Consider the following 600-nt stretch of genomic DNA (forward strand, 5'->3'; position numbering starts at 1 on the left):
GGGATGGGATCGGCGTCGTCGATGGCCGCCGCGGGCCTGGCCGAGGTCATGGGCGGCACGCCGGCGCAGGTGGAGAACGCCGCGGAAATCGCCATGGAGCACAACCTGGGCCTGACCTGCGACCCGATCGGCGGGCTCGTGCAGGTGCCCTGCATCGAGCGCAACGCGATCGCGGCAGCGAAGGCCATCAACGCCGCCAAGATGGCGCTCTGGGGCGACGGCTCGCACCGGGTGTCCCTCGACGAAGTGATCGTTACCATGCGGGAGACCGGCCGGGACATGAGCTCCAAATACAAGGAAACGGCCATGGGCGGCCTCGCCGTCAACGTCGTCGAATGCTGAAGGAAAGAGAACAATGACACTGGCACCAGAAGGCCGGAAGATGCTGCGCATTGAGCAGCGTAATGCGGCCACCCCGGTGGAGCGCAAGCCGGAGTGGATCAAGGCCAAGGTCCAGATGGGCCCGGAGTTCGTCCAGCTCAAGAACCTCGTCAAGAAAGAGGGCCTCCACACCGTCTGTGAGGAGGCCGGCTGCCCCAACATCTTCGAGTGCTGGGAAGACAAGGAGGCCACGTTCCTGATCGGCGGCTCCGAATGCAC

Annotated in this window: 1 protein-coding gene and 1 pseudogene; both read left to right on the top strand. The window is 65.2% G+C overall.

Annotated elements, in window-relative coordinates; all coding sequences use genetic code 11:
* On the top strand, positions 1-342 hold a 342-nt coding region (locus tag AC1D14_RS22595; RefSeq protein WP_476969239.1), incomplete at its 5' end, for an L-serine ammonia-lyase, iron-sulfur-dependent, subunit alpha.
* A gap of 13 nt (positions 343-355) precedes the next feature.
* A pseudogene (locus AC1D14_RS22600) lies at positions 356-600 on the top strand (lipoyl synthase); the annotation flags it as partial.

Source organism: Arthrobacter sp. P1_B11 (assembly GCF_056406715.1).